The organism is Desulfosporosinus sp. Tol-M2 (assembly GCF_059735615.1).
In genome coordinates this window covers 1-9,652 of the sequence record NZ_JCAIJG010000167.1, presented here as the reverse complement: position 1 = coordinate 9,652, position 9,652 = coordinate 1, and the positions used below count along the sequence as shown (strand labels likewise).

Here is a 9,652-nt window from a genome sequence, read left to right as displayed (position 1 = left end):
GGTAAAGTAACCTTACCGAACCACAAAGGTGATCTTCCACCTGGTACACTCAACAGCATATGGAAGCAGGCAGGGTTGAAATAAGCCCTGTATCCTTACTAATAAATATAAAATAATATAGGAGGGATTAACTTGCGTAAAATAACTTATTTTGCAGTATTTGAACCGTCAGTGGATGGAGCATTTGGTGTATATTTTCCTGACTTACCAGGATGTATTTCAATAGGGGATAACTTTTTACATGCTCGGGGTATGGCAACTGAAGCTTTAGGACTACATCTGTGGGGAATGGAAAAAGATAATAATATAATCCCAGTTCCCGCTCAGCCACCATTTAACGATATTCCAACCGGTTCTATAATCGTGCCTATCACAGTGTTTCCGGAAGTTGTAAAGAATGAAATGGATAACAGATCTGTAAAGACAAATATAACTTTACCGGCATGGTTAAAGGATTTGGCAGAAAAGCAGGGAGTGAATTTTTCTCAGATTACCCAGGCTGCGCTTAAGGAATACCTTGGAGTTGATAGACCCTAAGATACTTTGACTGCAGCAGATGTCCAGATTCGCATGAACCAGGCTATTGCAAAAAACCTTTAAGCCAAGGAGGGGTGATACAATGCATATTTTTATAGTTTATGCGCATCCAAGTGAAGAATCATTTACTCATTCTGTTTTATTAGCGTTTATTAATGGTCTGAACTATTCAAATCATACCTATGAAATTTCTGATTTATATAAAATGAATTTCAGGTCAGACATGGAATTAGATGAATATGAGAGAGAATCAGGCAGGGAATCCAGCCGGACTATACCGGAAGATGTTAAACTGGAGCAAGAAAAAATAAACAAATCCGATGCTCTGGTATTAATTTATCCCGTATGGTGGAGTGATTGTCCAGCCAAGTTGAAAGGATGGTTTGATAGAGTATACACTTTGGGGTTTGCATATGCATATGAAAACGGAAAACATGCCGAAGCCTGTTTTAAAGTTAAAAAAGCTTTAGTTATCTGTGCGGCAGGACATACTGTTGAATACTTGGAGGAAATCGGAATTGCAGAAAGCATGAGGACAGTTATGTTAAGAGATCGGCTTCTTGGTGTGGGTGCAGAGCAGGCGGAAATGGTAATATTGGGTGGCATGGTCTCAAAGGATTATGAAGTACGTGAAAGGAATCTGAAAATAGCGTTTGACATTGGGATGAATATAAATATTAGTGTTTAAACCGCTCAGCACCCGGTTCACACGGACATGATGATTTTTAAGTTACACTAAAACGCTGCCATCGGCCTTATACGTTACATTATTAAGGTCTGACAAAGTTACTGATTCGTGGGGTGATCAAATGGAATACCGAGAAATGTCGTATGAGGTAACTGAAGTTGCGAGATTGTATAATAGATTAGCAAATTTTATTAAGGACGAAACAGGCGATGAGTATTTTAATTTTAATGAGCTATCAGAAGAAGGTTTAGAAAACCAATTATTATCATTCGTAAACGATCCCATGAAGAGAATTTACATTGTGAAGGAAAATGATAATGTTATAGGGTTTATTGCCGGTGAAATAATAAACTGTTTTCTTCCCATATCGAAAATTTCAAAAGTAGGTTATGTGGCTGGTGAAGCACTCATCCCCTCCAGCTCTGTAGTATACTTATATGACTAATACCAAGAAAACGCATGGAGAATAATTTTCATAACGTTTTGTGCCTGAGCGCAGCGAAAGGAATGAAAAATAATGTTTTTTGATAATGAAGCTCACCCCAAAAACAGTCCAAGCGAACTATTTAGATTAAGAGATAGCATTTATGCTGCTGATCTATTTATTGCGTCTTTATGTTGGTTGGATTTTTTTACATGGCTATCAAAAAATCCATCATCCAGGAAATTTATTTGTGAAAGTTTAAAAATTGCTGAACGACCTTGTGAAGTTATGTTAACGCTTCTTTTGGCGATGGGATTGATAATTGAAGAAAATGATGTGTATAAATTAGCTGAAATATCGGAAGAATTTCTGGTTAAAGATTCAAAATTTGATATTGGACCTTACTTCTCGTCACTTCGTGAAAGACCAATATGTAAAGATATGTATAATATTCTGAAAACGGACAAGCCGGCAAGTTGGGGCAGCAAAGAGGATGGTAAGGAATGGCAGTTGGCGATGGAAAGAGAAGACTTTATGAAGGAATTTACGGCTGCTATGAATAGTCGAGGTAATTATCTTGCTCCTGACTTGGCAAAGAAATTAACTTGTAAAGGGTATAAAAAGTTGTTGGACATAGCAGGCGGATCTGGGATATATGCTTGTTCAATAGTTAAAGAAAACGATGGCCTTGAAGCTGTAGTAGTAGAAAAACCCCTTGTTGATAGAGTTGCAAAAAGTTATATATCAAAAAACGGGTTGAATAATAAAGTATCGGTTTTACCATTGGATATGTTGAAGGAACAATTACCATATGGATTTGATATACATCTATACTCACATGTATTCCATGATTGGAATCAGAAAACAGTGGTTAATCTTATTGAAAGTTCTTATCTAACACTAAACCCTGGTGGTATGATAGCAATATATGATATGCATGCAGATGTAGATCAAACAGAGCTGTTAGCCGTGGCGGAATATTCTGTTTTACTTATGTACTCAACAGAAGGTAAGTGTTATTCGATAAAAGAAATAAGTGAATATTTGCATAATGCTGGATTTCGGGATATAAATGTTAAGGTATCGCTGGCGAACAGGAGCTTAATTACAGCAGTAAAGCCTAATTAAACTCGTGACTTCGTTTACAGATGAGAAGGACGTCTGATCAAGTCCGGATAATTTGGGTATAACTAATTACACGAAATATGAAACATTCCCGTTAAGTCTTATCCGTTTTTGGGGTTTGGGCTATGTTCTTGCGCGGCCTGCCCCCTTTTTTTGCGCATAATAACTAATTGTGAAGCACTTAGTTGCTTTTTTCTTCGCAATAATACCGCTCACCGGTTTTGCGATTGTAATATACCCGAAGTTTTCTTCCATCACTTGGGTCAATAGTGATCTCCTCAGTTTTTTCGAACCCCGCCGGAACGTCTATCCCGTGGTTTTTCCTATACCGCTTGTCCCAAATTACATAGGTGATTAAAGCAAAAGCAATTATAAATATTTGAATAAGAATATAGAAACCGACGATTCTTAGCATAAATTTATTCCTTCTCAATTACTACTGCCGTACCGTATGCCAGGACCTCGCTCATGGTCTGACCGATTTCACTGGAATCAAATCTCATCATCACTATTCCATTAGCACCCATAGCGGCTGCATTCATAACGAGACGGTCGATTGCTTGTTTACGAGCATCTTCCAGCATAGAAGTATATTCGTGGATTTCTCCGCCAACGAGACTCCTCAGGAATGCCATAATATTGCCGCCCAGCCCCCTGCTTCTTACTATTAATCCAAAAACTTGACCCTTTACTTCTTTTACCTTGTAACCTACAATATTTTCAGTAGTAACAACTAACATTCAAAATACCCCCTTCAAATATAAGATCGAATAACGTTACAACATACGAATAATGCTCCTAACTGTTATTATTTTGAACCAATAATAATGCCCATAACCCCTTATAAAATAACCTCTTATAAAAAGTTTTTATTTATTTATCACCGCAATACTATTTTAAAGACTTAGCTATTTCCTGTCGATGGATTCATAGTTAACTTTAGTTGAATAAGTTAACTTGCGGGAAACTTCCTTTCGAATGTAATTTCCATAGGGACATGAAAGCAGTAATTGCATTCACCTGAGAGTAGCCAGCTTTCCGGCGGCCAGCAGCAGCGGGTAGCCATCGGGCGGGCTTTGTCAGCCAAGCCGGCGATTATTTTAGCCGATGAACCGACCGGCAATTTGGATACCAAAAATAGCCGGGATGTGATCAATCTCCTGAAGCTGTCTGTTGAAAGGTACAAGCAAACGCTGATCATGATTACCCATAACCAAAGCTACGCGTCATTTGCGGATCGAGTGCTGGGTGTTGAGGACGGTATTGTGACCGATTTGGGTGGGGTGAAGAAATGAGAAGCTATCTTTCCCTTGTGCCCAAATACCTGTCGGCCCATAAGAAGAAAACCAGGCTGACCATCACCAGTATTGCCATATCCGTTGCCCTGGTTACCGGCATCTTTTCCATGTTGGATTTTTTCCTGCAATTTGAAAAAATTCAACAGATTCATGAATATGGTAATTATCATTTGAGTATAAAGGATGCCACCAAGGAAGAAAAACAGGCCATCTCTAGCCGCATTGATGTCCAAAACTCCGGAACGTGGATATCTTTTAAACGGGGAAGCTTGGGTGGAAAAGAGTGCCGATTGGCGGCAGGGGATGAAAAATTTGCTCCTAACATGCAAATTGCTCTTTTGGAAGGCAATTATCCAATAGCCGAAAATGAAATGATGCTGGAAAAGTGGGCAGCGGAAAGTCTTAATCTAAAGGTAGGCGATAGGGCGAAAATAACTTTTGCGGACAATACGCAAAAGGAGTTTGCCCTGAGCGGAATATACAGCGATTTTGGCTTTACGAAGGCAGCGGATACCCCAGGTGTATTTCTGTCTGTTGCCGGTGCCAATACGCTAAATACAGAAAAATCAACTGCTCTGCTTATTACGTTCAAAGACGGCGTCAATATCCTGAAAGCGGAGAAGGCCATCAAAAGCAGCCTGAATCTGACGGATGACAGAGTCGGGCGTAATGAATATTTGCTTGCGGTCATGGGGTACGGCACAGGCAACACAGTCATGGGCCTCTATGCTACAGGCGCGGTTTTGTTCGGCATCGTCCTTATTGCCGGTGTCATGATGATCTATAACACCTTCAATATCTCAGTGATGGAAAGAGTGCAGCAGTTCGGTCTTTTAAGGTGTATCGGAGCATCCCGGGCCCAGATTGAAAAACTGGTAAAGAAAGAGGGACTGCACATCACGTTGAGGGCAGTCCCGATAGGGCTGCTTGCCGGTATGTCGGTGGCTTTTCTATGCACTGTAATTCTCAAATTTTACAACAGCAGCCTTTTTGGGGAAATGGCTTTGTTTAATGTCAGCGAAGTGGGAATCATCGCCGGCATTGTGATCGGATTTCTCACCGTGTTCATTGCTTCCTTTCTGCCTGCCAAAAAAGCGGCCAGGGTCTCCCCAGTCAACGCAGTGACGGGAAGCCTGGCAATGAATATACCCAAAAAAAAGAAACAGGGATTTTTGACAAAGATCTTTCCTGTCGAAATTGCCATGGGCGTTAACAACGCAGTTGTGAAAAAGAAAACGCTTATATTAATGTCCTGTTCCATTGCCATCAGCATAGTGATGTTTTTGGGCTTTCAGGTGTTAGTCGATTTCATGCATTCCGGGCTCAAAACAACCAAGCCCTATACGCCGGATATCGTGCTGACAGCGGAGCAGGGCTTAAGCAATGATCTGTACGCGCAGCTCTCGGCCTTGGATGGTGCCCATAAGGTCTATGGCAGGATGTTTGACTACGTGGACGCTGCCTTCGATGCGGCCAGGCTGACTGATGCTTACAAAGAAATTGTGGGCGATATCCCGGCAGCAGATAACGGGCTGTTTATACCACCAGAAAAATCTTGGTTGATCTCTTATGACCAAAACCAGCTTAATTGGGCGAAAACGGATCTGATCGCCGGAGAGCTTTCCGGGGAAAAGCTGAATATGCAGAACGGAGTAGTTGCAGTTGCCCAGCCTCTCAGGAATGGCATTGGCATTGAAACTGCAGCGCTGCAATTGGGAGACAAGGTTTATATTCAAACTCCCAATGGAACAAAAAAAATGACGGTTATGGCCATATTGCGCAGCGTTCCCTTCAACGACGCCGTGCCTTCCCTAACTACCTTTATCACTACTGAGAAGCTGTTTACCGAATTGACAGGGAAATCGACTTTGCAAGTGATCAACCTTCAACTCGATCATTCGGGGCAAGAGCAGACGGTAAGTGAAATAAAAAATATCCCGGATAATTCCGTGTCATTCTATGATCAGCGTCAGAAAAATTCAGAGGTTAATGGCTACTTTTACACCATGGCGGTTTTTATCTACGGCTTTGTCGCTATGATTGCTTTAATCAGTGTTTTGAACATCATCAATACCATGAATACCAGCATGGTCTCCAAGACCCGGTATTTTGGGGTCATGCGGGCGGTAGGCATGTCCGGAGCACAGCTTAAGAGGATGGTTTTGCTTGAAGCGGTAACATACAGCCTGACAGGATCTATCGCCGGTTGTATTCTGGGTATAGCCCTGCAAAAGGTGCTCGTTGCGAATTTTTTGCCGCGGCTCCTTGCCATATGGAAGTTCCCTTCTTTGCAAATCGCTTTGATCCTGATCATCATCCTGCTGGTAACGGTGGTTTCGGTTATCGGCCCGCTCAAGCGTATAAAAGCGCAAGGCATTTCGGAGGTTATAGGGTCACTTTAAAGAGCAACTTGGGATGAAGCTTTAATTTTGCGGCTGAAAAGCTAAAGGGTATTCGTGATAAATATGGTCCACAGGCTTTAGCCAGTCATTCTTTATAAAGAATACCCATTAATGCTGAACACAGGGGCTAGAATTCATTCAACTTTCCGCTAAAAATAGCACCTCAAACGGGTGCTATTGTAACGAGTACGGAGTAACTTTAGTTATCGGCTTTTAATCAACCAACATTTCCTTAATAGTACTTTTCACATTAAGTATGTCCTCAGAATTCAGCATTCCGATATTTTCGTATAATCTGGCTTTGTCTATGGTACGGATCTGATCCAATACAATCCATCCATTCACATTGCCGACGCTAATTCTAATACGAGTAGGATATCCTTCTCTACCACGACTTGTAACTGGAGCGATCATAACAGTACGCAGATACTCATTCATTTCGTAAGGTGAAATAACCACACATGGCCTTGTTTTATTAATTTCTGCTCCTTTAGTAGGATTCAGATCAACCCAAAATAATGAATATTGCTCAATACTTCGGTTCATTCCATACCTCCAACAGTTCATTGTCAATTTCCTCAGAGATTAACAAAACATCATCGTTATTTTTGTTTATTAGTTTCATGGCTTCAGCCCAGCCTTGTCGAGGAGTTCTTACAGGTTTTATAATGATACAATTATCTTCGACTTCCAATTCCACTTTTGAATCTATGCCACATTGCTTTAAAACCGCAAGAGGAATCCGAATTCCTTTAGAATTCCCAATTTTTATAATATCCATTTGCATATGCAAATACCTCCTTTGTGATTACTTTGTAATTACATTTTATCAGTTAGATGATATTTATACAAGACATCTTTTCACGAAACAGAGCCGCAGCTCTTGTTTCTACATTCGTTTTCGTAATCTCTTTTCCTGAGATCCAAACATACCTTGTTGAGTTGAAGGTCATTTTGCCCGTCGTTCGATTAGTCCCCCAAAAGACTATGCCATCCATCCGTAATTAATATCATTAATGATCAGGCCGTCCATCAGCTCCGCTTCATCTTTAAGTTATCAATTATTATTCGATAAATTTGAGTGGTAAATCTTTTATTAATATATGTAGGGATTACGAAACGAGGATTTTCATAAGTATTGCAAAAGGAAACATATATTGGCAGGATTTAATAGAAATATGAAGATAGTAGGGAACTTATTTTTTTTAGCCAGTGATTAAGATATTACACTTGTCAGATTTCTGAGATGTAGCACTTGTTAAAATTATAGCAAATTATCCGAAGTTAGGCATAAAAATGCTCAAGCTTGGAGTAGGCGACCAAATTACCATCCTAACCACGGTCGTAGCCGAGGAACCGATTGAACGGTACCGTGACCTTGCCGTCTGCGAAGCGCTTTCTCTGACCCCATGTGCAGTTCTCTGAAATTGAGCGGCTTTCTTCCTGCGCCAGTGAGGACATGATTGTGATCAGCAGTTCAATGCTTATTACCGCAACTGAATTCAAAACAATATCGGGAACGGCTTTCAAATGCTACAGTTCGCACCATAAAATTCAGTATCACTCTGTCTCTGTTCATCAACTTCGTGGCAATAATAATGTCCTTAATGGGATGGCTGACCCCAACAACCGGTGCATTGGTGCATAATGCAGGTTCGGTGTTTGTCGTGCTGATTGCAGCGTTGCTGTATGACAGGAAGTTTGATTAATTTACTATTTTAAGCAGTTGTCTCCATGAGACTTCTTGTTATGGTCCAAACTTAAGTCTCTCCGCCAAACGGGTATTTCTCTTGGAAGTCTTATTGTTGCGCACGGCCATACTAACTGCCTTCTTGGTACCTACCAGGACAAAAACTTTCTTAGCCCTGGTAACACAAGTGTAAAGCAGATTTCTCTGAAGCATCACATAGTGCTGCAATGTGAAGGGTGCCACAACGATCTGATACTCACTGCCTTGGCTTTTATGAATGGTGGTGGCATAGGCCAAAACCACTTCATCAAGTTCAGTGGCATCATACTCCACCAAGTGCTCATCGAATTTCAGGACAAGAGTCCGGTCTTCGTTATTAATTGTCATGATGCTGCCAATATCTCCGTTAAAAACGTTTTTATCATAATTGTTTTTAATCTGCATGATCTTATCACCAAGTCTATAGACAGTACCACTATACTTTATCGAAATGTGGGAGGAATTCAAGGCCTCCTGCAAAACGGCGTTCAGGTTCACCGCTCCTGTTTCTCCCCGTTGCATTGGACACAGCACCTGTATGTCGTTAATCGGATCGACTTTGTAAAAAGCAGGCAACCTCCTGGCACAAAGCTCTGTAATGGTTTTCACCACCTTAGCCGGTTCATCCTCCGCAATGAAAAAGAAGTCACCATTTCGCTTACTTTTTAAGTCCGGAAAGTCACCCTGATTAATTTTATGGGCGTTGGTAATGATGGCACTGCCCAGAGCCTGGCGAAATATCTTTGTCAGTTGCACGACATTGACAATACCTGAGTCAATAATGTCGTTCAGCACATTTCCGGCTCCCACCGATGGAAGCTGATCAACATCACCAACCAGGATGACCACCGTTTCATTGGCGACAGCTTTTAATAGGCTGTACATTAAAATAGTATCCACCATAGAAGTCTCATCGATAATCAGCACATCACATTCCAAGGGGTAATCGGTATTCTTTTTGTAACCTTCGGCCGGTTTATACTCCAGTAAACGGTGAATGGTTTTGGCCTCCAGTCCGGTGGTCTCAGACATTCTTTTAGCTGCTCTGCCGGTTGGTGCAGCAAGTAATACTCTGGCGCCAAGTAATTGAAATACCTTGATGATTGCCAAAGTCACAGTCGTTTTTCCTGTTCCCGGGCCACCCGTAAGCACCATGAACTTTGAATCCGCTGCCGTCTTAACCGCATCCTTTTGTACCTCATCGTAACTAATCGCAGACTGCTTTTGGATCATTTCAATGATGCCAGCCACGTCTTTCCCTGAATAGAGAGTATCCACGGCAAGTATAGCCTTTATTCTCTGCATTATTCCCACTTCGCTATGATAAAAGGGTAATAAATAAACCGCATCCTCTTCCTCAAGGATGACTTCTTTTTTTTCAATCATACTGTCAAGCGTCAAGCCGACCTGCGCTTTCTCAATCTCCAGGATTTTTTCCGCTTCTTCCAG

12 protein-coding genes and 1 pseudogene are annotated in these 9,652 nt (G+C 41.3%); 8 read left to right on the top strand and 5 right to left on the bottom strand.

Going from position 1 to position 9,652, the window contains the following annotated elements; translation table 11 throughout:
• From AC6I5A_RS12565 to AC6I5A_RS12545, 5 genes are all read left to right on the top strand, one after another.
• Nucleotides 1–84: type II toxin-antitoxin system HicA family toxin (locus AC6I5A_RS12565; protein ID WP_497900737.1), on the top strand; the 84-nt coding region annotated here is incomplete at its 5' end.
• A gap of 48 nt (nucleotides 85–132) precedes the next feature.
• A complete protein-coding gene (locus AC6I5A_RS12560; RefSeq protein WP_034615686.1) occupies nucleotides 133–537 on the top strand; it encodes a HicB family protein in 405 nt (134 codons plus the stop codon).
• Between the two features lie 82 nt (nucleotides 538–619).
• Nucleotides 620–1,225, top strand: coding sequence for an NAD(P)H-dependent oxidoreductase (locus AC6I5A_RS12555; protein ID WP_034616547.1), 606 nt, complete (start codon nucleotides 620–622; stop codon nucleotides 1,223–1,225).
• Nucleotides 1,226–1,346: 121 nt separating this feature from the next.
• Nucleotides 1,347–1,670: a hypothetical protein gene (locus AC6I5A_RS12550; protein ID WP_034616544.1), complete on the top strand. Its 324-nt coding sequence runs from the start codon at nucleotides 1,347–1,349 to the stop codon at nucleotides 1,668–1,670.
• Nucleotides 1,671–1,742: 72 nt separating this feature from the next.
• Nucleotides 1,743–2,777: a methyltransferase gene (locus AC6I5A_RS12545; protein WP_034616541.1), complete on the top strand. Its 1,035-nt coding sequence runs from the start codon at nucleotides 1,743–1,745 to the stop codon at nucleotides 2,775–2,777.
• Nucleotides 2,778–2,955: 178 nt separating this feature from the next.
• On the opposite strand, the gene AC6I5A_RS12540 is transcribed toward AC6I5A_RS12545, so the two are convergent.
• The gene (locus AC6I5A_RS12540; RefSeq protein ID WP_034616538.1) at nucleotides 2,956–3,189 is read right to left on the bottom strand and encodes a hypothetical protein; all 234 of its coding nucleotides are present in this window, start codon (nucleotides 3,187–3,189) and stop codon (nucleotides 2,956–2,958) included.
• A gap of 4 nt (nucleotides 3,190–3,193) precedes the next feature.
• On the bottom strand, nucleotides 3,194–3,514 hold the full coding sequence (locus AC6I5A_RS12535) for a YbjQ family protein (RefSeq protein ID WP_034616535.1): 321 nt from the start codon (nucleotides 3,512–3,514) through the stop codon (nucleotides 3,194–3,196).
• 288 nt (nucleotides 3,515–3,802) lie between these two features.
• Here AC6I5A_RS12535 and AC6I5A_RS12530 point away from each other — a divergent pair.
• Nucleotides 3,803–4,069 (top strand): annotated as a pseudogene (locus AC6I5A_RS12530) (ATP-binding cassette domain-containing protein); the annotation flags it as partial.
• Nucleotides 4,066–6,474 carry an ABC transporter permease gene (locus AC6I5A_RS12525; RefSeq protein WP_034616532.1) on the top strand — a complete coding sequence of 803 codons (2,409 nt, stop codon included), beginning with the start codon at nucleotides 4,066–4,068 and terminating at the stop codon, nucleotides 6,472–6,474. The pseudogene AC6I5A_RS12530 and the gene AC6I5A_RS12525, both read left to right, overlap by 4 nt.
• 213 nt (nucleotides 6,475–6,687) lie before the next feature.
• On the opposite strand, the gene AC6I5A_RS12520 is transcribed toward AC6I5A_RS12525, so the two are convergent.
• Together AC6I5A_RS12520 and AC6I5A_RS12515 are read right to left on the bottom strand one after the other, a co-directional pair.
• On the bottom strand, nucleotides 6,688–7,020 hold the full coding sequence (locus tag AC6I5A_RS12520) for a type II toxin-antitoxin system PemK/MazF family toxin (protein ID WP_034616529.1): 333 nt from the start codon (nucleotides 7,018–7,020) through the stop codon (nucleotides 6,688–6,690).
• Nucleotides 7,004–7,261, bottom strand: a complete 258-nt coding sequence (locus AC6I5A_RS12515; RefSeq protein WP_034616525.1) for an AbrB/MazE/SpoVT family DNA-binding domain-containing protein — start codon at nucleotides 7,259–7,261, stop codon at nucleotides 7,004–7,006. Before AC6I5A_RS12515 ends, AC6I5A_RS12520 begins: the two co-directional genes overlap by 17 nt.
• A gap of 509 nt (nucleotides 7,262–7,770) precedes the next feature.
• Here AC6I5A_RS12515 and AC6I5A_RS12510 point away from each other — a divergent pair.
• Nucleotides 7,771–7,899: a hypothetical protein gene (locus AC6I5A_RS12510; RefSeq protein WP_497900738.1), complete on the top strand. Its 129-nt coding sequence runs from the start codon at nucleotides 7,771–7,773 to the stop codon at nucleotides 7,897–7,899.
• Between the two features lie 322 nt (nucleotides 7,900–8,221).
• Here the strand turns inward: AC6I5A_RS12510 and recD2 are convergent.
• On the bottom strand, nucleotides 8,222–9,652 hold a 1,431-nt coding region (gene recD2, locus AC6I5A_RS12505), incomplete at its 5' end, for an SF1B family DNA helicase RecD2 (RefSeq protein ID WP_034616523.1).

Bases quoted from the DNA above. Each gene is read 5' to 3' on its own strand.
- AC6I5A_RS12555 (WP_034616547.1), top strand. From the start codon at position 620: ATGCATATTTTTATAGTTTATGCGCATCCAAGTGAAGAATCATTTACT.
- AC6I5A_RS12550 (WP_034616544.1), top strand. From the start codon at position 1,347: ATGGAATACCGAGAAATGTCGTATGAGGTAACTGAAGTTGCGAGATTG.
- AC6I5A_RS12545 (WP_034616541.1), top strand. From the start codon at position 1,743: ATGTTTTTTGATAATGAAGCTCACCCCAAAAACAGTCCAAGCGAACTA.
- AC6I5A_RS12540 (WP_034616538.1), bottom strand. From the start codon at position 3,189: ATGCTAAGAATCGTCGGTTTCTATATTCTTATTCAAATATTTATAATT.
- AC6I5A_RS12535 (WP_034616535.1), bottom strand. From the start codon at position 3,514: ATGTTAGTTGTTACTACTGAAAATATTGTAGGTTACAAGGTAAAAGAA.
- AC6I5A_RS12525 (WP_034616532.1), top strand. From the start codon at position 4,066: ATGAGAAGCTATCTTTCCCTTGTGCCCAAATACCTGTCGGCCCATAAG.
- AC6I5A_RS12520 (WP_034616529.1), bottom strand. From the start codon at position 7,020: ATGAACCGAAGTATTGAGCAATATTCATTATTTTGGGTTGATCTGAAT.
- AC6I5A_RS12515 (WP_034616525.1), bottom strand. From the start codon at position 7,261: ATGCAAATGGATATTATAAAAATTGGGAATTCTAAAGGAATTCGGATT.
- AC6I5A_RS12510 (WP_497900738.1), top strand. From the start codon at position 7,771: ATGCTCAAGCTTGGAGTAGGCGACCAAATTACCATCCTAACCACGGTC.